Annotated in this window: 22 protein-coding genes and 1 pseudogene; 12 read left to right on the top strand and 11 right to left on the bottom strand. The window is 46.7% G+C overall.

Features of this window, described 5'->3' with window-relative positions; genetic code table 11:
- Nucleotides 1-25: 25 nt before the first annotated feature.
- The 3 genes and pseudogenes from QFZ81_RS36700 to QFZ81_RS36690 form a co-directional block, all read right to left on the bottom strand.
- Nucleotides 26-112: pseudogene (locus tag QFZ81_RS36700) on the bottom strand (UTP--glucose-1-phosphate uridylyltransferase); the annotation flags it as partial.
- A gap of 14 nt (nt 113-126) precedes the next feature.
- Nucleotides 127-1,095 carry a glycosyltransferase family 2 protein gene (locus QFZ81_RS36695; protein WP_307606706.1) on the bottom strand — a complete coding sequence of 323 codons (969 nt, stop codon included), beginning with the start codon at nt 1,093-1,095 and terminating at the stop codon, nt 127-129.
- A gap of 29 nt (nt 1,096-1,124) precedes the next feature.
- Nucleotides 1,125-2,813, bottom strand: coding sequence for an ArnT family glycosyltransferase (locus QFZ81_RS36690; protein ID WP_307606704.1), 1,689 nt, complete (start codon nt 2,811-2,813; stop codon nt 1,125-1,127).
- Between the two features lie 283 nt (nt 2,814-3,096).
- Between QFZ81_RS36690 and QFZ81_RS36685 the strand changes: the two genes are divergently transcribed.
- Nucleotides 3,097-3,993 carry an FAD:protein FMN transferase gene (locus QFZ81_RS36685; RefSeq protein WP_307606702.1) on the top strand — a complete coding sequence of 299 codons (897 nt, stop codon included), beginning with the start codon at nt 3,097-3,099 and terminating at the stop codon, nt 3,991-3,993.
- Between the two features lie 330 nt (nt 3,994-4,323).
- Here QFZ81_RS36685 and mnmH read toward each other — a convergent pair whose 3' ends face one another.
- Entirely contained in the window at nt 4,324-5,373 is a 1,050-nt protein-coding gene (gene mnmH, locus QFZ81_RS36680) for a tRNA 2-selenouridine(34) synthase MnmH (protein WP_307435612.1), read from the bottom strand.
- Between the two features lie 186 nt (nt 5,374-5,559).
- Here mnmH and QFZ81_RS36675 point away from each other — a divergent pair, with 186 nt between their 5' ends.
- Nucleotides 5,560-6,636: a permease gene (locus QFZ81_RS36675; RefSeq protein ID WP_307435614.1), complete on the top strand. Its 1,077-nt coding sequence runs from the start codon at nt 5,560-5,562 to the stop codon at nt 6,634-6,636.
- Between the two features lie 54 nt (nt 6,637-6,690).
- Nucleotides 6,691-7,950, top strand: a complete 1,260-nt coding sequence (locus QFZ81_RS36670) for a BaiN/RdsA family NAD(P)/FAD-dependent oxidoreductase (protein WP_307435616.1) — start codon at nt 6,691-6,693, stop codon at nt 7,948-7,950.
- 53 nt (nt 7,951-8,003) lie between these two features.
- On the opposite strand, the gene QFZ81_RS36665 is transcribed toward QFZ81_RS36670, so the two are convergent.
- From QFZ81_RS36665 to QFZ81_RS36650, 4 genes are all read right to left on the bottom strand, one after another.
- Nucleotides 8,004-9,359, bottom strand: a complete 1,356-nt coding sequence (locus QFZ81_RS36665) for a dicarboxylate/amino acid:cation symporter (RefSeq protein WP_307435619.1) — start codon at nt 9,357-9,359, stop codon at nt 8,004-8,006.
- A 177-nt stretch (nt 9,360-9,536) separates the two neighbouring features.
- Entirely contained in the window at nt 9,537-10,325 is a 789-nt protein-coding gene (locus tag QFZ81_RS36660) for a hypothetical protein (protein ID WP_307435622.1), read from the bottom strand.
- Nucleotides 10,326-11,200: 875 nt separating this feature from the next.
- Nucleotides 11,201-11,683, bottom strand: coding sequence for a hypothetical protein (locus QFZ81_RS36655; RefSeq protein ID WP_307435625.1), 483 nt, complete (start codon nt 11,681-11,683; stop codon nt 11,201-11,203).
- Complete coding sequence (locus QFZ81_RS36650) at nt 11,683-12,555, bottom strand: inositol monophosphatase family protein (RefSeq protein ID WP_307435628.1); 873 nt, start codon at nt 12,553-12,555, stop codon at nt 11,683-11,685. Before QFZ81_RS36650 ends, QFZ81_RS36655 begins: the two co-directional genes overlap by 1 nt.
- A 168-nt stretch (nt 12,556-12,723) precedes the next feature.
- Between QFZ81_RS36650 and QFZ81_RS36645 the strand changes: the two genes are divergently transcribed.
- Complete coding sequence (locus QFZ81_RS36645) at nt 12,724-13,689, top strand: aldolase catalytic domain-containing protein (protein ID WP_307435631.1); 966 nt, start codon at nt 12,724-12,726, stop codon at nt 13,687-13,689.
- Nucleotides 13,690-13,786: 97 nt separating this feature from the next.
- On the opposite strand, the gene QFZ81_RS36640 is transcribed toward QFZ81_RS36645, so the two are convergent.
- Nucleotides 13,787-14,110: a hypothetical protein gene (locus QFZ81_RS36640; RefSeq protein WP_307435633.1), complete on the bottom strand. Its 324-nt coding sequence runs from the start codon at nt 14,108-14,110 to the stop codon at nt 13,787-13,789.
- A gap of 203 nt (nt 14,111-14,313) precedes the next feature.
- On the opposite strand from QFZ81_RS36640, the gene QFZ81_RS36635 reads away from it, so the two are divergent.
- From QFZ81_RS36635 to QFZ81_RS36625, 3 genes are all read left to right on the top strand, one after another.
- Nucleotides 14,314-15,078: a response regulator transcription factor gene (locus QFZ81_RS36635; protein ID WP_307606700.1), complete on the top strand. Its 765-nt coding sequence runs from the start codon at nt 14,314-14,316 to the stop codon at nt 15,076-15,078.
- Nucleotides 15,075-16,442, top strand: a complete 1,368-nt coding sequence (locus QFZ81_RS36630; RefSeq protein WP_307435639.1) for a sensor histidine kinase — start codon at nt 15,075-15,077, stop codon at nt 16,440-16,442. Before QFZ81_RS36635 ends, QFZ81_RS36630 begins: the two co-directional genes overlap by 4 nt.
- Nucleotides 16,443-16,667: 225 nt before the next feature.
- Nucleotides 16,668-17,186: a C40 family peptidase gene (locus tag QFZ81_RS36625; protein ID WP_307435642.1), complete on the top strand. Its 519-nt coding sequence runs from the start codon at nt 16,668-16,670 to the stop codon at nt 17,184-17,186.
- A gap of 95 nt (nt 17,187-17,281) precedes the next feature.
- On the opposite strand, the gene QFZ81_RS36620 is transcribed toward QFZ81_RS36625, so the two are convergent.
- Nucleotides 17,282-17,734 carry an Hsp20/alpha crystallin family protein gene (locus tag QFZ81_RS36620; protein ID WP_307435645.1) on the bottom strand — a complete coding sequence of 151 codons (453 nt, stop codon included), beginning with the start codon at nt 17,732-17,734 and terminating at the stop codon, nt 17,282-17,284.
- A gap of 130 nt (nt 17,735-17,864) precedes the next feature.
- Here QFZ81_RS36620 and QFZ81_RS36615 point away from each other — a divergent pair, with 130 nt between their 5' ends.
- From QFZ81_RS36615 to QFZ81_RS36595, 5 genes are all read left to right on the top strand, one after another.
- Nucleotides 17,865-18,089, top strand: coding sequence for a spore germination protein (locus tag QFZ81_RS36615; RefSeq protein ID WP_307435649.1), 225 nt, complete (start codon nt 17,865-17,867; stop codon nt 18,087-18,089).
- Between the two features lie 40 nt (nt 18,090-18,129).
- Complete coding sequence (locus QFZ81_RS36610) at nt 18,130-18,339, top strand: spore germination protein GerPB (protein WP_307435652.1); 210 nt, start codon at nt 18,130-18,132, stop codon at nt 18,337-18,339.
- Between the two features lie 68 nt (nt 18,340-18,407).
- The gene (gene gerPC, locus QFZ81_RS36605) at nt 18,408-19,136 is read left to right on the top strand and encodes a spore germination protein GerPC (RefSeq protein WP_307435656.1); all 729 of its coding nucleotides are present in this window, start codon (nt 18,408-18,410) and stop codon (nt 19,134-19,136) included.
- Between the two features lie 3 nt (nt 19,137-19,139).
- The gene (locus tag QFZ81_RS36600; RefSeq protein WP_373462555.1) at nt 19,140-19,322 is read left to right on the top strand and encodes a spore gernimation protein GerPD; all 183 of its coding nucleotides are present in this window, start codon (nt 19,140-19,142) and stop codon (nt 19,320-19,322) included.
- A 3-nt stretch (nt 19,323-19,325) separates the two neighbouring features.
- On the top strand, nt 19,326-19,775 hold the full coding sequence (locus QFZ81_RS36595; RefSeq protein WP_307435658.1) for a spore germination protein GerPE: 450 nt from the start codon (nt 19,326-19,328) through the stop codon (nt 19,773-19,775).
- A 421-nt stretch (nt 19,776-20,196) separates the two neighbouring features.
- Here the strand turns inward: QFZ81_RS36595 and QFZ81_RS36590 are convergent, their stop codons facing one another.
- Entirely contained in the window at nt 20,197-21,840 is a 1,644-nt protein-coding gene (locus QFZ81_RS36590; protein ID WP_307435661.1) for an S-layer homology domain-containing protein, read from the bottom strand.
- Nucleotides 21,841-21,958 lie beyond the last annotated feature (118 nt).

The raw sequence follows: 21,958 nt of genomic DNA, 5'->3' as shown, positions 1-21,958 counted from the left end.
TATTTCATTACACGACTCGCCTCCGCAGCATTTCTTTGGGCTGTGCTTTCGTCGCTGGCAATATGCGGGTACCCAATCCCGCTGCTGGTATGACGGCTTTTTTAATTTTCATCTTATACCACTCCTTCATACGATCCTCTTGATTCTTCGTTCTTTTTTCTTCATGCCGTGACAATCGCGAACGATATATAAAGGGCGGCCTTTGGATTCATCGTAAATGCGTCCAATGTATTCACCGACTAGACCAAGAATGATCAGGATAAAGCCGCTGAAGAAGAGCTGCATAATGGCAATTCCATTCCAGCCAGCCACAGCGCTTTCTGTGAATAGTTTGAGATAAATGATGACCACTAAGTAAGCCAGCCCCGAAATAGAAAGCATACCTCCAAGATAGGTAGCCAACTTCAATGGTTTGATCGAAAAAGAAGTGATACCGTCCATGGACAGCTTGAGCATTTTCTTTAGTGGATACTTGGTTTCCCCAGCGACGCGCTCATCTCGCACATATTCGATGGCTGTTTGGCGGAAGCCGACCCAAGAAACAAGGCCGCGGACGAAGCGGTTTTTCTCCGTTAACCGGCTCAATTCATCGCAAACTTTGCGATCCATGAGGCGGAAATCGCCTGTATCCACAGGGATGGCAATATCCGTAGATGCCTGTAAGATGCGGTAGAACAAATGCGCCGTCTGCTTCTTGAAGAAGGTCTCACCCTTGCGCTGCGTACGCTTGGCGTAGACGACGTCATAGCCCTCTTTCCATTTCGCAATCATCTCTAGGATGAGTTCTGGCGGATCTTGGAGATCGGCATCAATGACGATGACCGCATTTCCGCTTGCATAATCCATGCCCGCTGTAATGGCGATTTGATGACCGAAGTTACGGGAGAAATTAATGAGTTTTACGCGTTCGTCTGTTTCAGTGATGCCTTGGATGATCTCGGCTGTATGGTCGCGACTTCCGTCGTTGACGAACAACAGCTCATATGAAGCGTCGGTTCGATTCATCACTTGCTTCAACCGCTGATACGTTTCTTGAATAACAGCTTCCTCATTGAACACAGGAATGACAATAGAATATCGTACATACTCAGTCATAGTGTTTCCTCCTTCATTTTTGCTTTGAATTATAGGGAATCAACATTGATTTCGTAGAGCGTTCCGGAGCCATTCAAGCCACCGCCCATAGGTCCGCCTTGTCCGTCTCGACCATCTTGACCATCTCGGCCTTGCGGCGTTTGTGTAGTCTCCGACTGGTACTCACTCTTCGGAACTTCGGTACTGTGCTCTTTGATCCATGCCGTTAATTCCGAACTGGTACCACCGCCGCCACCAAAACCGCCAGAAGAGATCAGGAAGTATTTAATTTCTTTGTTCTGAACCATTTCTTTCAGCTTATCTACCGTGAGAATGGGGTCGGAGCCTGAAAAGCCGCCCATCGCCATCACCGCTTTGCCGGTTTGTATAATATAAGAAGAAGCTTCTGTCGCTCTAGAGACAGCGAACAAATACTGCTCTCCTGTGTTGTTTTTGGTCACGTAATCTAACAATTGTGTATTCACTTCGCCTGATCCCCCCAAACGGGAACCGCCCATTCCTGAGCCTTGCTTCAAGCTCGGTCCAGCTTCAGGAAGCATGCTGTTTCCGCCATAAAGGAGCGGTGTCGCAGCCCAATACAGAGGCGCTTGAAGCAGGGCCAACAATCCGAGAATTGCTGCCGTATGAGCGAGCTTTTCTTTCTTAGCAGCGAGCACAAGGATCAGGGCTGCAGCCGCTCCGGCCACGCCTACACCGATTGCCCATCCAACGCCAATTTGACCATTATAAGGCGTGATAATATACAGTTCGAAAGCTGTCGTCACCGCGATTGCTGCGGGTAACAGCCACATTGAACCATCCGTTCTGCTGCCGTCTTGGGTTAAATTATCGCCACTTGCTGCATTCATTCCATCTTGGGTGCTGCCATCTCCTTGCGGCATTTGACCACCGTCCGGTCTAGCGCCACCTCCGCCCCCACCTGGCCCTTGATTACCCGTCAAGCGGGATACACCGTTATAACCAAAGGCAAGCTCCAGCACAGAGTTCGTCTGACTGCTTCCCATATAGGGACGTTTGTCCGCCGGGATCGAATCTACGATGACTGCCCATGATAACGATAGGGCGATAAGTGCAGCCGAAGCGCCTGTAAGTACCTTCAGCTTGCTTTTCCAGTTCACTTTACTAGCAAATAAGTAGAACAAATAGAAAGCCGGAATGACCATGTAGGCTTGAAGCATTTTCATATTAAAAGCCACACCAATCATGCCAAAAGCCGCTACAATCCACCCCCACTTGCTGCCGTGAATACCGCGAAACAGCATCCATGTCGCTAGTACGAGCGTGAAAACCAGCATACTGTCCACATTATTCGTACGGCTAACCGCCGCGGCGATCGGGGTACAAGCAAAGGCAAGAGCGGCCAATCGGGCTGACATTTTGCCAAATGTAGGTTTAATAAGGAAGTACATCAAAAGCACCGAACCAACACCCGCCAACGCTTGAGGCAAAATTACACTCCAACCATGCACCCCGAATACATAAGCGCTTATCGTCTGAATCCAAAACGTAACCGGCGGCTTATCCACCGTCACATATCCGGCCGGATCGAAGGAAGCAAAGAAAAAGTTATGAAAGCTTTGCAGCATACTCGTTACAGCCGCGGTGTAATACCCATTCACTGTCTGGTCCTGCCAAATGTTAAACATGTTCAGAAAACCCGCTAATAATGCTATCGCTACGAGGATATAATCGATTTTTCTGCTTTTTGGTGTATTCATCTTTTATTGCACTCCCCTTTATAGCTTCGTCGATGGAATCGTCTTCCGTGTCCCTCGTTTACAGGTACAACTTTACCCACCCATCCTGAATTCCAGCTGAATGCGCACTGAGCGTTTCTTGAAAGCATTCTGAGACATTGCTGAATAAGCCAGATCGCAGCGTTATAGGCTAGCGTCTAGCTTGATTTTTCAGTAATCTTTCAGCCAATTATCAATTGAATCTCAGTTAACGCTTCTATAATAGGTTCATAACTACAGGACACGAAAGAAAAGAGGAAACCTTATGGAGCGTATCACACAGTACTTGCATCCGTTTCATTTCCAAACTAGGGAGTCTAATATCGAGATGCTGCTCCACTGTGAAGAGAAAGATAGTACTCTCATTAAGAAGCTGGCCATGGATTGGTTTCGAAGTGTGGAAAAGCGTTTCAGCCCTAATCTCGCCGACAGTGAAATCAGCCTACTGAATACCTTAGCCGGTGAAAATTGTATGGTTTCTTCTACGATGTTAGAGGTGCTTTTTCTAGCTGAGGCTTATCAAGAAATAACGAATGGGAACTATATTCCTCTCCTGCAAAAAGGTGCGCCTATGGGCCTTGAGAAAGCTGCCACATTAGAGTGGGAAGTAGATCCGGCTATGAAATCAATTAAGCTTCCCACTCATACAAACATGGATTTAAGAGGGATCGAAAAAAGCTGGTCTATTAAACGGTTAGCTGAATATATGCAAAAGAACATGTCGCTTGATCAAGGCCTAATCTTAGCTGGAGGGGATATCACGGTATGGGGCCGCAGCTCTCAGAAACTTGACCCTTGGGTCATCGGCATTCAAAACCCTTGGAACGCGAACGCCAAACTGGGCGCCATCGCCATACCGGAGGGCTCCCTTTCCACTTACAGTCCATTTGAGGATAAAACGTCGTCCACCCCCGGCAGCGATGTCGTCCAGTGCACCGTTGCTGGCCAAGATATGGTTGAGTGCCAAGTGTGGGCAAGAACACTGTGTATTCTTGGCGTCGAAGATGGGCTTGCATTGCTTGCCAAACGTACCTCTGATTGCGAGGCTGTTGTGCTCTCTACGAACCAGGAGCTGCACTACTTTGGAAGAGAAGCATCTCTTAATAGAAGATGGCTGGACATGCACATTGACCATCATCACTATCAGGACGTGGCGTCTTGAGGTATTACGAGTAAACACACGTCCCTGCCATTATTTTTTTCGATTCCGCCCTTTGTCCACATTTAAATGCACTTTATCCACAGAACCCTTACAATTTATTCACAAAATAGTCTGTTTTATCAACATGTTATCCACAACCTGTGTGCATCTTTATTTTAATTTCTTGTTAAAACCCATATAAGCTCAGAATATCCGCTGCAGCAGATGCAGCGTAACGAACAACAAAGAGCTCGAACATTGATTATGACAACATAGAGCGTCATAATCGATGTTCGAGCATGTCCGTTCGCAATATCCGAAATCAACGCATCAATTGAAGAATACGTTTCATTAAACCTTTAAACACTCTGCTTCTACCGATTTTAGATATTCCTTTACAGCCATAACGGCATCTTCGATCGTATTTGCTTTAATATTAATTATTTCTTGTTCATATTTATTCATAGCATGTTCATAGCGTGGATCATAGTAGTGCTCTAACAGGAGGCTAACAGCATGCTCAAATTGTTCTTCCTTAAGAGCTATTTCGATACTTTTGGCGATCGGGGTGTGGATCCGATCCTTTATATGACTATAAGCTTGAAGCAATTCTTGCTTGTTTTCCCAAGGTCGGTAATCCTCAATAATATGACGAGCACGTTCATCAATGGGCATTTCAATAAATAGTTGTGTACCGGAATCCTTTTTGCTAACAATGAATTCTGGAATGACTGCTTTTCCAATTCGTTTGCTTTCTCCCTCTATCAGAATATAGGGTGAATCCTCCAATTTCAGAAGGTTAGTGACAAGAAGGGCTTCGAATGTTTTCTGATTGTTTGCTTGGAGCCCGACATGTCCGAAAATGGATCCCCGATGCCCAGCCATTGCTTCTAAGTCCAATACCGGGTATCCATCTTTCTGGAGGCGCCTTAGAATAGCTGTTTTTCCAGCTCCGGTATTACCAGAAATTACACATACCCGAGGTTTGAAATCCATCTTCTCAAGTGTATCGACTACCCATTTACGATAGGCACGAAAGCCTCCTGTTAAGCGGTAAGTCCGGATGCCCATTAATGATAGAACTGTCGCAGTCGTTTTACTACGCATTCCGCCGCGCCAACAGAAAACTGCCTTTTGCTCTTTTATCTGCTCAAAAGTCTTCACAAAAGCCGGCAATTTTGCCGACACGATTTCAAGCCCTCTATCCTTGGCGACCTGAACACTAACTTGCTTATAGTTAGTACCAATTTCTGCACGTTCGACATCATCAAATAATGGGATATTAAGGCTTCCTGGAATTGTAGAGTCCTGATACTCCGAGGGTGAACGAACGTCTATCATCACAATCTCTTTCTTGTCCCTAAGGGATAACAACTCTTCTATGGTGATATCTTGAAACAATGGGGTTTCGCTCCTTTAAATTACGACCATACTTCTAGGATGTTCTTCCGTCGTTTCGCCGATAAGACTGGCTTCGACCCCAGCAAGGTTCAGTTTACGCAAAAAAATATGTGTCATTCTCATTTTCTAGATATGTTATAATGATAACCTATTTAACTTGTCAAAATCTAATGTCTGGAGAATAAAATGACACATACCAGTAATTCACCACCTCACGTAGAACCAATCAACAAAAGGGTTGTACTATATGTTATCGTTTTTTTAATAATCGCTATTGTTGGCTTAACGTACGTGAAATGGTGGCCTTACTATCATAAAGCATTCGATGCTGCAACTAAACATTCTATAGGATCGTCCATAATTTCCGGTAAAAATCCTACAGCCCCCTCCCCTTCTTGGCAAGCTGCATGGGATTATGCGCTGACTTACTACAAATCAGTTTGGAAGGCAGCGGTATTAGGCATTATCCTTGGTTCATTGTTACAGGTACTTCTACCGTCTACTTGGCTTCTGAGGGTGCTTGGTAAAACTTCTTTCAGAAGTACTCTAATCGGAGGATTTTCCTCCATACCAGGTATGATGTGCACATGCTGTGCAGCGCCTCTTGCAGTAGGATTACGTAAAAAGAATGTATCCGTAGGCGCAAGCCTAGCTTTTTGGCTTGGAAACCCAACCATTAACCCGGCAACCTTGGTGTTTATGACCTTTGTTTTGTCTTGGAAGTTCACCTTAATCCGACTCGTATTTGGTTTAATATTAACCTTTGGTGTAAGCTATTACGCCAACCTATTTGCTGGAAAGACGAAACTTCCAGAGAATCTAACTGTTAAACCAGAGGAAATAACAGAAGAACAAGCTGGCTCATTCCTACAAAGATGGTTGAAAAGTATTTGGTCGATGATTCTTCATATTGTTCCAGCCTACATCATCGCTGTACTTTTATTAGGAGCAAGCAGAGCTTGGTTATTTCCTGCAGTCGGGGAAACTGCCGGAAATAGTATTCTTCTTATTATCGGTTTTGCTATTGCAGGTATGCTATTCGTAATCCCTACCGCGGCAGAGATACCGATTATCCAATCTTTAATGACCTTTGGCCTTGGGACAGGTCCCGCAGCTGCATTATTGCTTACACTGCCTTCCGTCAGTTTGCCTTCTCTGCTAATGATTTCGAAATCATTTCCTAAGAAAGTCATTCTGTTTGTTATCGTTTCAGTAGTAGCGCTTGGTATATTAAGCGGCATAGTCGGTGTTATTTTTCTTTAAGACGCCTTGCATGCTATGATGGTGTCAAAATATGCGATCTAGGGGCTTTATTGAATGACATATGATGTAATTGTAATTGGCGGCGGTTCCGCTGGGCTCATGGCCAGCATTGCCGCGAGTATGGATGGCGCGAAGGTGCTTTTGGTGGATAAAGGGGACAAACTGGGGCGAAAGCTCGGGATATCAGGCGGCGGCAGATGCAACGTAACGAACAACAAAGACATGGATGAATTAATCAAGCATATTCCGGGTAACGGGCGCTTCTTATACAGTGCTTTAACCCATTTTAGTAATAAGGACATCATTGATTTCTTTGAAAATCTCGGCATCCGCCTGAAGGAAGAGGACAACGGCCGCATGTTTCCCATCAGCGACAAGGCCAAAACCGTCGTAGACGCGTTGATCGGCCAAGTTCGCAGACAGGGTGTCGAGATCCGGACGAATAGTCCGGTCAAGCAGGTCTTGTATAAGGACGGCAGCGTCCAAGGCGTTCGTCTGCACTCCGGCGAAACGATGAACAGCAGAGCTGTCATCATTGCTTCCGGCGGATGCTCTGTGCCGCATACCGGCTCGACAGGAGACGGTTATGCTTGGGCCGAAGCTGGTGGGCACACCATCACGCAGCTCTTTCCGACCGAGGTTCCGTTAACCTCGAAGGAAGCTTTTATCCGCAGCCGTGAGCTGCAAGGACTTTCCTTGCGGGACGTGACACTCAGCGTGTGGAACGCCAAAGGGAAGTCAATTATTTCCCATCGCGGCGATATGCTGTTTACTCATTTTGGCTTGTCAGGGCCGATTGCGCTGCGCTGCAGTCAATTCGTAGTGAAAGAGCTCAACAAGTCAGAGCGCAAGGAAGTACTCTTAACCGTTGACCTCTTCCCGGATCAAAGCACAGACGAAGTTTACAATCAAAGCATGGCTCTTGTCAAAGCTGACGCCAAGAAAGCGATCAAAAACGTGCTTAAGACTCTTTTGTCCGATCGATTAATCCCCATAATGCTAGAGAAGTCTGGCTTAGATGACCAACTTACCTACGACAACATCCCAAAGCAAAAATGGCTCGAGCTCTGCAAACTGATGAAAGCCTTCCCTGTTATCGTCAAAGGAACACTCTCTATAGAGGAAGCCTTCGTTACAGGCGGCGGCGTTCAGCTTAAGGAAATCGATCCTAGCACGATGCAGTCGAAGCTGGTGAATGGGCTTTATTTCTGCGGTGAAATCCTCGATATTCACGGCTATACGGGCGGTTATAATATTACCGCGGCATTTTCTACTGGCTATATGGCTGGCAAAAATGCTGCTCAGCAGGCATAAAAAAGAAGGACCCGCATCCAATGATGCAGGTCCTTCTTCCTTTTGTTCATCGATTAAGCGGTAGCCAATTCGAGGTCGTCTTCTTCGTCTCGATCAAATGCTGCACGATCAAATTCTCCCTCAGACTCAGCCACAAGCAATGCCGTAACTGTTGTTCCTGTAGCATTAACCGCTGTTCGGCCCATGTCGATCAGTGCCTCAACCCCAAGCACAAGACCCATACCTTCCAAAGGCAAGCCTAATGCTGTAAGTACAACTGTTGTCGAAATCGCAGCTGGACCTGGAACGCCGGCCACACCAATGGAAGAAACAACACTAACCAAGATAAGAATAAGGTATTCAGGAACGCCAAGCGGAAGATTGTAAACCTTCGCTACGAAAATGGCCACAACCGCCGGCCAAACCCCGCCGCAGCCGTTGAAATTCATCGTTGCCCCTAGCGGTGCCACGAAGCTTGCAATACGCGGTGATACACGAAGGCGCTTCGTGATTACTTCCAAATTCACAGGCAGCGTTGCATAGCTGCTTCGTGTTGTGAATGCGACAGCAATTGTAGGATAAGCCTTTTTGAAGAATTTGATTGGGTTTACTTTTGCCACGAAAAGAACCAAACCACCGAAGATCAACACGAAGTGAATAATCAAAGCTACATAAGAAGTTAAGATAATTTTAGCCAGAGGAGCAAGTGTATCCAAACCATATTTGGCAGCCATCGCTGCGATTAACGCGTACACCCCATAAGGTGTCAGACGGATAACATATTTAACTACTTGGTGGATCACAGCTGTTGCTGATGTAATAAATGATTTAACTGCTGCTACACTTTCCGGCTTTTTCGAGCCGACATGTACAATCGCTACAGCAACAAAAATCGCGAAGATCAGAACCGGTACAACTTTCCCAGTCGCCATATCGTTAATTGGATTGGAAGGTACCAAGTCCAGAATAACCTGTGAAAACGTAGGGATTTCTCTTGCTTTAAAATCTTTCGGTACAGCCTGTGCAATTCCGTTACCCGGATCAATCACCAAGGCGACAACCAAACCGATCAACGCCGCGATTCCTGTTGTTAGCAAGAACCAACCAATCGTTTTCAAACCCAGTTTACGCAGCTGACCTAGACTGGATAACGATGAAATACTGTTTATGACTAGAATAAGTACTAATGGCATAACGAGCATTTTGATCAAATTTACATAGATCGTTCCGATCGTACTCACACTTTTAAATTGGAGCCCCAGTTGATTAAAAGCTACCCCTGCTACTAAACCAAGTCCTAAACCAATGAAAACACGGTTACCAAAACTAACTCTTTTTTTCGCCAATAAGACGAGGACCCCGATAATGATAATTGATACGACTAAGCTGACCCAGTTGGATTGAAATGCGGTCACTAAATTGTTATTCATTAGAATCATCTCCTTAATTCCCATGATGTTACTCGGTTTTATGGGATAAGAATATGACATTAGATGGAACATGTCAATGGTTAATTTTCAAAAAAGACGAAAAAACCGAACTATACCCCGGAAAAACTGAGATTTAATACGGCTTTTAGACGTTTAATTTATATTGTAAAATGAAATTCACATCGTATGCTGGTCATGCACAATTGCAACTAGATACCACTGAGTGCCTGAGTTTTCGTAAACAAGCCGCAGACTGGTCCAATCCATCCCCTGAAACTGCGGATCTAGACCGGGATAATGATACTCCACCGTAATCGCTGAAGTCGTCGGATATACACTAAACACATTATTAATCATATTCCCTTTGCCAAGAATAATGTTATAGCTGATTTGTGGTGCGGCTGCAAAATCTTCGTTATATACGAATTTATCCCAATAGTCGGGAAAAGTGAGATCAATGGGGTCACCTGAACCATCGTAGTCGCCCCAGTGTGTAGTGCTGGTATTTGCCCAAAGGGCTGCAAGCCCGCTGCCTAGAACCTGGATGTCACTCGACACATGAATATAGGAGTACGGTGAGAATTGTACACCTTTCTTCGGATGGATTAGCTCTGCGAGCTTTTTCAGATCCTGCTCCTTCAGCGCTTGTATCGTTTCTTTGGCTCGGCTTTCGATTGCTTTTTTCGCGTCGGCTTCTTTGGCGAACGAAGTTGGACTTGGTTTGATACTAGGCGTAGCAGTGGGGAGAGGCGCCTGTATAGTTGGAGCTGGCGTGAGTGCTGGTGTTGGGGAGATTGGCATCGATGGTGTTGGAGCTGGAGATGCTGTTGGTGGTACCATTGATGTCGGTTGTTGGCTGCTGCTGCTTGTGCTTGTGCCTGTGCCACCTTTTGTTTGCTCACCCACACATCCAGTCATCACACTCATTATTGCTGCCACCAAAACCATCTCCATCATGCGTCTCATCCGACTCACTCCTCCACAAATTTACTTCCTTATCTCACCAGACGCAGTAATGAGGGTAAAGGTTACGCATTCTGAGGTATCTACAATAAAAAGGCGTATGCCTAGAAAGAAGTGAACGAAGTAAAAGAAGTGAAAGAAGTAAATAAGCTAAAATAATCGGCTTACTCAGTCCTTGGGCGAGAGTGTTTGCAAGGTTGATGCAAAGCAAGTTAATTCCCTAGACGAAGATGTGTAACATTCGATTGCTTATCCGTGTAATGTTGTAGTTCGTAGACTGTCGATTCATTCTTCCAATCTTGTTCTAGATTGAGGTGTCTTAAATAAGGATCAATCGTCAACTATGCTGGGTTGAGGTTGCTGGATGAATGAATGATGTTGTAGAAAGTGCAACTGTATAAAATATAACATTGGTAGCCACTATAGCCCATTTGCCCTCACGAAAGCTGAATGACTCTAAAATCAAATTTTGGAAAAGCAATTCCAGCCATAAGTGGCTCTATATCCTATAAGAAGGCTAAATTGTTATACAGCATACAACATCCTTAGCTTGCCTTCCTATTCCGCATTTCTATTTTCTCCAAAAAAAGCACTAACCCAGTTCGGGTTAGTGCTTGGGAACGTCCACGGATGAGTGGACACGCGGGATTGTGAAGGTAGGTGAAGCTGGTCCGCCTATAAGGATGATTTTCATCCTTATGGCAGAGCGCTCGGCCGCGGGCGCGAGGTAGCGATGTTTTTCATCGCTATGGCTATGCTTTCGCGCGCCTCACGCCAGCTCGTCCCTCTCACTCTCCCGCCTCGCTACACAAGCCCGCCCACTCGCGCGGAATTCGCTCACTCTAGCGCAGCTTCCGCGCCGCTTCCCCCGCTCCATTTCACAACCGGATACCAGCGCTGAAATGGTTGTAATCGTCAGTGGACGGGTCAAAAGCCGCCTCTTCCTCGCTCGGCACTGCGTCGGTTACGGACGATGCGTTCGCCTCAGCGTAGCTCTCGGACCAATCCTCATTCACGGTATGGGCCGGAATGCGGATGGAACCCTCCAGATCGTATGCCATGCTGTATATCGCTGGCTCTGACTCAGCCTGCGGACGATCTACTAAGCGCCCGCCGTGCGACTGCGCAATTTCTAGCGCAGACGTTATCTCCTGTGCATCAAGATGGATGTGCACCGTGGACATCTCTCCACCCAGTAATTCCGGCTTGTAGCCGAGCTCGTCCAGCGTATCAAGCGCAAGAAGCGCATCCCGCTCCTTATCAAATTCAAAAAATATAGGAACAAAGCTCTTCATCGCATAGCATCCTTTCTTCCTCAACATGCAAAGTATGCCATTATCATCTGCATATTGTTCCCACATTATTCTACTCTGATGGCTTCTTGCACGAATGCCAGCAGCTCCGAATGATATTCTGGCACTGCAGCCACCAAATACACCGCCTGTGCCATCTCTTTCCCCCCTACTGAGCTTGTACTTACACCTGCATTTGCACTCGTACCCGAGCCCCCAAGCATAGCTACCGGATTACCCTCGAAATCCGTCACCTTCACGCCGGCCTCCTGTGCAAGCAGCAAGCCCGCATACAAATCCTCACCTTCGGAGTTGTACAGCACGACACCGTGCAGGTCGCCCCTCGCGAGCATCGCCCAGGTCAATGACGGTGCCCACATGCGCAGCACTCTTTTAACCGAATGCTCTAGATGATGCCTTAGCCCTAAGGCTCTATGATCGTTCTTGCCAACCCCATGGCCTTGAATCCATGAAATCGTGGACTTGACCAACGGACCTTTCGGCTTCGCCTCAAGCTTAATATCCTCCTGCCAAGCACCTTCGTCCTTAACAGCAACATAATTTAGACCCAAAGCCGAATCACGGATTACCCCTAGGACAATTTGTCCCTGATAGCTCAAAGAGATGCAAACCCCATAAAGCGGTATGCCCAAGGCAAAATTATTCGTTCCATCCAGTGGATCGACATGCCATACCCAATCGCTGGCAGCCCCTCCTTCACCTGCTTCTTCACTATATATACGATGACTCGGAAATACCGCCAGGATGTCCTCCACAATCAAACGATCCGCCTGCACATCCACTTCGGTGACCAAATCGCCTCGATCATCCTTATGCTGAATGGTCAGCTTACCTCCGAAACGCTCTCTTGCTAGTTCTCCTGCTTTCGTTGCCGCTTTAACAGCAACCTCACTTGCTAATGACCACTCGTTACGATTCATTCACTTAGGCTCCCTCAAGTAATCTAGTACTCCTTCACATATTTTACCATATCCTCCCTGCGAAAGTTGTCGCAAACGCAGACTGCTGCATTGACAAGCAGCCTCTACATAAGTGATAATATAGCAAAATCAGAAGCGATATAAGCAGTCGAAAGGGGCAATACGAGTATGGTTAAGCATCATCAACATAAGATTTTGGATTGTACGATTCGGGACGGCGGTTTGGTGAACGATTGGGATTTTAGCGTGGAATTTGTCCAAGACATGTATCGCGGCCTAAGTGCAGCCGGTGTAGAATATATGGAAATTGGTTATAAAAACTCGGAAAAGCTGCTTAAAGGCGGAGCATCCGGTCCTTGGAGATTCTTGAATGAATCCTTCCTTCGTGACGTTATTACTAAAAAGACTGATACGAAACTATCTGCTCTTGTAGATATCGGCCGTGTCGATGAGAATGACATTTTACCTCGTGAAGACAGCTTACTTGACCTGATCCGCGTTGCTTGTTACATCAAAGACGTTGATAAAGGCCTTGAGCTTGTTGAAAAATTCAATAACATGGGCTACGAAACGTCACTTAACATTATGGCGCTTTCCCACGTAATGGAAAATGAACTGGTCGAAGCTTTTGAAGAAATCAATAAAAGCCCTGTTGACGTTGTCTATATCGTAGACTCCTATGGCAGCATGGATCATAAAGACATTGACTACCTCGTAACGAAGTTCCAACGTCTGCTTCCTGAGAAAGAACTTGGCTTACATATGCACAACAACCTGCAGCTTGCTTTCGCAAACACAATTGCCGGTGCTTCCAAAGGCGTGACTTTCCTTGATTCCTCCGTTTATGGAATGGGCCGCGCAGCAGGGAACTGTACGACGGAACTACTTCTTAGCTATTTAAAAGGAGCACGTTACGACATTCGTCCCGTACTTGAAATTATCGAGAAACACATGATTACTATGCGTCAAAAATGGGATTGGGGCTACCTCATTCCTTACATGATCGTTGGAGCGCTTGATGAGCATCCGCGTACGGCTATGGCTCAACTTAGCTCAGATGAAAGAAATAACTTTGTAGATTTCTACGACCGTTTGACTTCCGTAGAGACAGCTCCAATTGTTCATAAAAACTAATAATCTCAATTGAAAAAGACCCCTTATTGACAGTTCTCGAAAGGCTTCGGCCTTCTGACTATCGATAAGGGGTTTCTCATATGCCCTAACCTTAAGATTATTTGATGATTTTGGCTGATACGACGTAGTCTTCTGCATACGCACGGTCAATAAGGAAGATGAAATCCTCTTCGTCTCGGCGATACGGGTTTTTTTTGCGGAACACTTCAATATACTCACTCTCAATTAACTCGGTACAATTCTCGTCTGCGTAGATCAATCCGTCTTCTAAACGTTTTAGCGCCTCAACCATAACCTCCCGCGATTTGAGCTCCCCTTGAATCTCCACATAGACTCTTGCGGTAGCATCGTGGTCTTGCAGTAAAATCGCTACTTTCTGGTTGGATTTGATGCGCACCTTCTTTTTCGGAGATATACTCATCTGTCCTACTCCTTCATTAGTCTTCTATGAGTTATTTTATGTCACAAAGGATGAACGCGGACTAGGCTAATGAACGCTAACGAGATATTCCCCCAAAGACTGGGCTTTTCACATATGTATGTAAATGTTCTGAAGAGAGAAAATAAAGAACGAATCGACACCGCTGACCATCAGAGAGCCGTTAGGAGTGAAATCTATCCGCCATGAGCCGCATATTGCTAATTGAGGACGAAGAACGCATCGCCAGGGTGCTTCAGCTGGAGCTGGAGCATGAAGGCTATGAGGTACATACAAGAGCAGATGGGCGCTCTGGACTGAATGCAGCCTTAAACGAGTCGGAGGACTGGGAGCTTATCTTGCTTGACGTCATGCTGCCAGAGTTGAGCGGTCTTGAGGTGCTTCGCCGCATACGGCAGGTAAACGCTGCCCTTCCCATTATCCTGCTGACGGCACGCGATGCTGTCCCAGACCGAGTCAGCGGACTTGACCAAGGCGCTAACGACTATGTAACGAAACCTTTTGCCACGATCGAGCTGCTCGCCCGCATTCGCAGTCTACTTCGCCAAAGAAGCTTGCAGGACCAGTCAGCAGAGCAGCCTCATTTGCTGAAAGTGGATGATCTGAGCATGGATTTAAAGAGTAGAGCCGTTACCCGAGAAGGTACACCGATCGAATTAACCCCTACGGAGTTTGATTTATTGCGCTTTCTTATTCAGCACCAGGACGAAGTGAAGTCGCGGGAGCAGATCATTTCTGAGGTTTGGGGATATGATTTCGTAGGAGATACGAACGTAGTTGACGTGTATATCCGATATTTGCGGCAAAAAGTGGACAAGCCCTTTTCCTCCAAGCTCATTCAGACGATACGCGGTATCGGCTATTTGTTGAAGGTTGAGCCTTCTTCAAGCAAAGAGGCGGATGATTCATCTGGTGAATCTGTCCCCAAAGACGGGCAGACGCCCTCATGAGCCTTAAGCTGAAAATCACATTGTGGGTTTCTGCAGGGCTGATGTTGATCCTTTTTTTCAGCTTTACTTTTGTCTACTATATGTTCATTCGGGTTACGACCAAGGGCGAAGTGGAGCTGCTGAAAGAGAAAGCCCGCACCTTGATTCTGAAGGATTTACCTAGCCATCCTGAGTTTTGGCAGAATAATTCGCAGATGGAAGAGCTCCTCATTCCGCAAGAAATGGTGCGGTATATTGCTCCTGATTCGAAGGTTGTTTACCAAATATATTCCGACCCCAAGCTGCTCCGCTTTTCTGCCAATTATGTAGACAAAGAAACGGTCATCTTAGAAACAGCGCCCGAAGGAATTTTTATATTCGTGAAAACGCCTGTGTTCAAAGAAGGGCATCAGGTTGCTATTTTAGAAATTGGACGCAACCTGAGGAGGTTGGGCGAATACTCCCGCATGCTCATCTCTATTCTTTTATTAACTTCCACAGGTGCGCTGATACTAGCTCTCCTTGGGGGTTATTTCTACACGAATGTGCTCTTTCGTCCGCTTCAGCAATTAGTTACCATTATGCAAAACATTGAGAAAAGCGGCTCATTTAGGCACATCCCCATGCCCGAAAAGCTCACGAATGATGAGTTAACGATGCTTGGCGCAACATTTAATAGAATGATTGATAGGCTGCAGGAAATGTTTCAAAAGCAGGAGCAATTCCTTGCGGATGCCTCACACGAGCTGCGTACGCCGCTCACGATCATTGAGAGCTACGCTAGCTTACTGCGAAGATGGGCTTTCCGGGATGATAAGCTGCGTGAAGAAGCACTCGAAGCCATCATCTCCGAATCAGCCCAGCTGAAGATTCTCACACAAAATCTGCTTTCCCTTACAGATACGGAGCGAGAAGACTGTGAACAAAAGAGCACCTTCGACCTCCTTCCAATTGCCAGGCAAACCGCAGCCTCGCTTAGAGTCACCTCTGGCAGAGAGATTGAGGTGCAGATTGAGCAAGACCTAAAAGAGCTTCATATGAACGGAGATCCTTATAAGATCAGGCAGCTTCTCATTATTTTGCTAGATAACGCGCTCAAATACAGCCAGCAAATGGTCGTGTTGAAAATCGGCGTCACAGAGAACAAGCAGGTTACCATCGAAGTCATTGATCAAGGCATTGGCATCGCAGAAAGTGACTTACCGCACCTTTTTGACCGCTTCTATCGGACGGATAAAGCAAGGAATCGCAAGCAAGGCGGAGTGGGTCTGGGACTAGCTATTGCGGAGCATATCGTTCAGAAGCATGAAGGGACCATTCAGCTCAAAAGCTGCTTAGGTCAAGGAACTAGCGCATTGATTACGCTGCCAAAAACGTGTCAATAAAAACATTATAATGGGATTCTCATCATATTCTCAGAATCCGCCTTAACACCTTTCATACCAATGGTCACAGGGTTGCAAGGTAAATGTTAGGTGGAATTTCATCTGGTATACTTGGGCTTAAGTGGACGAACACCCCACAAGTTAGCTCAGTAGAAGAGTCATGCAAATCAAGCTTTCTAATGAAAGCTCAGCATAGGCTTACAAAACTCTAAGGAGGCAAACCAGATGAAAAACCAACAACAAACGTGGTACAAGAAACTAGTCGTAGCGGCATTGACCGTTTCCATAGGACTTTCAGCAGGTATGGTGAGTGTGCCTCATCAAGCAGGAGCAGCAGAGGCTATTGATGCGTCAATCACAGCAACTTCTCGTGCCAGTCAAGTGATTTCGATCGGTAAAAACTATTTGGGAAGACCTTATCAATTCGGTGCAAAAGCGGGTCAAACGCGAACATTTGACTGCTCTTCCTTCACACAATACGTGTTCAAACGGGTTGGTGTAAACCTGCCGCGAACCTCTAAACAGCAATCCCATGTCGGAAGCTATGTATCCAGAAGCAACCTTCGCGCAGGCGATCTCGTGTTCTTCTCTATTCCGGGCAAACCCGGTGTCATTAACCATGTAGCCATTTATATGGGTAACGGCAACCTGCTTCAAACATACGGTGCAGGCGGAGTCCGTATTACTAACATTCACAGCGGAACTTGGTCGTCTCGTTACATGACTGCTCGCCGGGTCCTATAGTCCAACAAGGATAACCCTCAGCCATAATGGCTTGAGGGTTTTTGTTTTTCACCTTGGAGTCTGCAAGTCAAAGTGTATTCCGCCCTCCTGACTCGCTAATAACGGATGTACGCCTCAACATAGTTCTCCCTTAAACCTCGCTTGCGCACCTTGATCTGCAGCAGACGTTGTTTGTAGCTCACTCTAGCCGTCCTTGGTTGCACAAGGGTCGGAAGCTTGATGATTCGGTTCTTACCGCTTAGAAAGCCAGTCAGCTTGATTTGATTGGATTTTACAAACACCTGCAACGCTCTTGGATCTTCATCTTTGGCAATCTTCACCTTAATAATTACGTGCTCATGTGTCTCAAAGATTTCTGAGCCCGCATATCCAGAAAGATTGGCATCCAAACCCGGCATCGCTTTTTTCAGCATGTCCTGTACATATCCCTCGGCCCACGTCATATTATCTAGAAAGGTCTGCCCTTTTTCACCGAAAGGCAGCTTTTGCCCAAGGAACTTCTCAACATGCTCCCACTTTAGCCAAGGATGACGATTAAACCCGCTCAAGCCTATCACCTCATTTTCACTAGCAGTATATGTGCCTACTCCCTGATGTGACACCCAAATGAAAAACAGGGCACCTCTAGGCGAATACCCTCATATACTATAGTTGTGATAAGCGCAAGGGGGATCGACTATGCCGTCTATCGTAGGGAATGTCAAAATCATTAGCGTGGGGTCGGGCTCCGTCGTCCACTTCGGCGATTCCTTTATCATCGCACCTAACAGCTCCTCCAAAACTTTTGCCGGGGCAGGCTCATTTAATACCGGGGATTTCCCTCGCATCTATAATGCCTATAGCACCACCGTAACCAACGATTCCGACCTTATCGAGAACAATGCCAGTGGAGTAATCATTTAATTCCATTCATTTATTAACCTGAGCGAGGTGTTCATCCAAAATGAACTTGACCATCCATCAGACCATTATGATTCAGCATTTAAAAGTGGACTCAGTGGCTAACTCCTCCGTTCTGCAAATTGGCACCGCCGGATCTATCCGATCATTGTCCAATCTTTACAATACAGGCGGATTCGTTGAATCCGCTCCAGAGCTTGGATCAAGCGCAATTAACCCAGTCTCTTTGGTTCCTTTACCAGCGCCAACTTGATATAGACATTGTTCCTAGAAGTCACGAGGTTACAACGGATTGAAGCCGGAAGGAGGTGCCTTTCCTAGATGCATAATTGTATTACTTGGCAGCAATGGGCCCAGCAGGTCTCCGCCTATATTGAAATGCAGAAACAGCGAATCGATAAGCTCGAACAAACCGTAACCAAACTGCAAACGGACCTCAACGCCTTGAAAGATCAGAAGCGCGTCCACATCGATAAAATTGAATATAATTTCGATCAACTCAAAGTCGAAAAGCTAGACGGAACATTAACAATCGGTATCAGTCCCAGCTCGCTTGACAATATCGATGACCTCTCTGTAAATGGTGCCCCGATGGGCAAATATGCTGGAGCTGATGCGAATGCATTTTTTCAGGGGCAAGGGCAGGGGCAAGGGATAAGTTCATGGCAAGGAATAGGGCAGAGACCACAAGGACAAGGGACGGGGGATCAAGGGCAAGATCAGGGGAAAGGAAGTACCTCTGGTTTTGGCATTCAGCAGGAGATCTCCAGCGGGATAGAACAATATTTGCAGTATGGTGTTCATGCCGATATGCAAAATTTGGAGAACAAATATCAGTATCCACTGGACGAGGATTACAAAGCCCTCATTATCGATGATATCCGTAAACAGTTAGACACACGTATTCAGCATTATGTCAATCAGTACCGCGGCGTTGGTTTCAAAGAACCGATGGAGGCCGTTACAACCAGCATCTTTGAGAAAACAAAACAAGACATAATCAGTGCAATTGAGAGTTACATATCCAGTTTACCAAGGAAGGAAGGCTAAAATATGCTGAACTTACATGTAGAAAACAAGCAACTTTTCGTAGGTGATGTGCGAATCATCGGGGTAGCCAGTTCTTCAATATTTCTCATTGGCGATACAGAAGTCATTTCATTGTCCTCCATGTTCGACACGCCCCCCGAATCGATCATCATTTCTCCATTCGTACCACTTCCAGCGGAGGAATGACCCATGGTTCGCCTATCCATCGTCGGCAATGTCTATATGAACGACTTAGGCTCGGGCAGTGTCATGCATGTTGGCGATAACATCAACACAGCCCTAAAAACAAGAGTCTTCGCTGTCCAGCGCGAAGTTCCCTTCTATTATGGGAATGAGGGAAGCTTCAAGGCTTATCCCTTTTATCAAAGACCCTTTCCCATCCCCCAGCCACCAGAACCCTTCACAATGTGCGTGGATAACTTAGGCTCATTTATTCGTGTACAGAACATCCGTATTCTAGGCGTTTCCTCATCCGCTCTGCTGCAGATCGGCTGTAATCGTATCACCAGTGCTGAAACCCATGTCAAAAATATCCGCCAATTTGTCACAGATAAACCCGGCCCCAAAGAAAAGACAACCTTCGTCAAACTGGGCAAAGAAGAAGGCATCGGTTTCTTCGAAGCAACTCCCAAACGATAACTTAGGAGACTGTCGATTCATTCAACCAAACTTGTTCTACATTGAGGTGTCTTAGATCGGAATCCATCGTTGCCGGATGAATGAAATCCAAATTCTAGGTTGCTCGGTTGAATGATGTTGTAGAAAGTGCAACAATTGCTGCCTAGATCCCTCCTCTTTCCCATCAATGTTGCATTATGTACAACAATTGGGCCCTATTCAGGCGATTTTGCCACAAATGGGTTCAAAATGTTGTACGAACTGCAACTTCAAGTTGCAAAATAGCCTTTAGGTGTCGGATTGTTGTAGAAATTACAACATTGGTAACCACTGCTATCTGCTTCTTTTCTGGTCCTGACGGTTCAGCTACGGATAAGCAAAACAAAGAACCGCACCCCACTCGGCAAGCCGGAGTAGGGTGCGGTTCTCTGCTAGAGCCAGCTCACTTCGTGAGCAGCGGCTGGGCGCGGCTGAGCAGCGCCGCCATCTCCCCGCGCGTCAGTGACGCGCGCGGGCGGAACGTGCCGTCCGCGAAGCCGTCGACAAGGCCATTGCTGCTCATCGCAGCAATGGCCCCTGCCGACCAGCTACCTGCCGGCACGTCGGTGAAGCCCTTCGCAGCGGCTCCCCCGCCAGCCTGCGAAGTCAACTGCAAAGCGCGGGACAGCAGCACACTCATCTGCTCCCGCGTCATGATCTGATCCGGCGCGAAGCGATCGCTGCTGATCCCTTGGATCAGCCCGCTCTGCTTCGCGAGCCGGATATCCTGCCACGCCCAGTGGGTGGCAGGGACATCACTGAACGAGGCGCTGAGCACTGATGACGCCTCGCCTTTCAAGCCCAGCACGCGCACGATAATCGTCGCGGCTTCCGCTCTCGTGAGCGCCGCGTCCGGCGCGAACCGGTCAGAGGCTATGCCGAGCATCCAGCCTCGGTTCGCAGCGGTAAGCACGTCAGCTAGCGCCCAATGCTTCTGCATGTCGGCGAAGTAAAACCCATCGGACCATAGGCTGTAATAGTCCCATGTATCAGTCGTCTCCTGATTCAAGCTCCAGCTTCCAGTCCCCTTCAAGTTATACTTGCCTACCAATTTCAGCTTTTCTTTGAGCGACTGTTCGTTCTCGAACCACACTGTGTAGTCGCCGGGGCCTAGCTTATTGCCATATACGCTAGACGCTGCATCGGTTGGACTTATCGTGAAAGTAGCCACAGGTGATTGGCTAGCAGCATCATACCGCACAGTCCCTTTATAAGTATCAATTAGCTTCATTAGCGTCTGAGCGGATACACCTGAGCCATTAGCGGCAGCATTTTGATTCCAGTACCGCCCGTAGAACGGAACACCAAGAACTATTTTATCGGCTGGTGCTTGCGCTACTGCGTATCGAATGGATTTCTCCACAAAGGGTAAACTTGCCACAGGTCCCGGGGTCGGATCTCCAGGATAGCTTTCATCATAAGCCATGATCATCAAGTAATCACTCACCGCGGCTAACGCCTTGTAATCATACAAAGCAATCCAGCTATTCGTCGCCCCTGTAGGATTGGCTGCTACAGCGACTGATACTTCCATCCCGCTCGGGAGTTTATCGCGCAGCATTTTGACCATATCCGTATATTTATCCCGGAAAGCGGCATCTACATTCTCGATATCCATATTGATGCCGTCCAACTTATGGTCTTCGATTGCCTCAACAATTTGATTTACAAGCGCTTCTCGATTATCAATGGCTTTCTCACCAAGTGTCCTATCGAAATCATTACTAAAAAAAGGGACAACCCTCTTCCCTCGCTGGTGCATGTCAGTAATGAACGAGTCCTGTAGAGAATCAGATAGTTGCAAACTACCATCTACATTGATATGAAAGTAGCTAGGCGAGACGACATCGAGTGTTTGACCGCTTTTATCCACTTGCGAGGTATAGGAATTTGAATTGCCAAAGAAGAGATAAGACATCGTAAATTTCCCTTGAGACGAGCTAGCTTCAGCCTTAACACTAGGTTCTGAACTTGTTGCTATTGTCAAAAGCCCCGCCGCGGCTACTATAATCACGAATTTGCTCCATCGATTTTTGGTTTTATTCATCGGCACCCCCCCATTTCTAGCATCTAGCTACTTCCTCTATTCTGCTAGAAAGAAATTGAATGTGCCACGGTAAATATTGGGCATACCAAAAAACCGTTACTTTAGAGCATTCAGCTCC

The sequence above is a fragment of the Paenibacillus sp. V4I9 genome, assembly GCF_030817295.1.
Classification (GTDB): domain Bacteria; phylum Bacillota; class Bacilli; order Paenibacillales; family NBRC-103111; genus Paenibacillus_E.
The sequence above is the reverse complement of the archived record's forward strand: the minus strand, read 5'-3'. Positions and strand labels throughout refer to the sequence as shown.